Source organism: Streptomyces sp. NRRL S-1813, assembly GCF_000719605.1.
In the GTDB taxonomy this organism is placed as follows: Bacteria; Actinomycetota; Actinomycetes; order Streptomycetales; family Streptomycetaceae; genus Streptomyces; species Streptomyces decoyicus.
In genome coordinates this window covers 1-332 of sequence record NZ_JOHB01000103.1, presented here as the reverse complement: position 1 = coordinate 332, position 332 = coordinate 1, and the positions used below count along the sequence as shown (strand labels likewise).

The following is a 332-nucleotide window of genomic DNA, read 5'->3' as shown; positions in this document are numbered from 1 at the left end:
CAGCTTCACGCACGACAAGCTGCCGCCGCATGTGTGGGCGTTCGCCGGGGGCTGGGCGCTGCTGATGGGCGTCGTCGGCTTTGTGTACTTCTGGAAGGCCGAGGAGCGGTACGGACGTGGCTGAGCTCATGACGGAACAGAACAACGGCAACCGGCCGGCACAGGCCGCAGAGACCCGCATCCCGACCGTGATCGCGGACGATCTGCACATCGTCTACCGGGTGTACGGCACCGGTACGGGCAAGGGCGGTGCCACCGCGGCGCTCAACCGCATCGTCCGGCGCAAGCCCTCCGCGGGCGTGCGCGAGGTGCACGCGGTCAAGGGGGTCTCC

General features: G+C 69.0%; 2 pseudogenes. Both read left to right on the top strand.

What is annotated here, in order from left to right:
- Positions 1 to 124: pseudogene (locus IF67_RS43525) on the top strand (ABC transporter permease); the annotation flags it as partial.
- Between the two features lie 4 nt (positions 125 to 128).
- Positions 129 to 332 (top strand): annotated as a pseudogene (locus tag IF67_RS0138520) (ABC transporter ATP-binding protein); the annotation flags it as partial.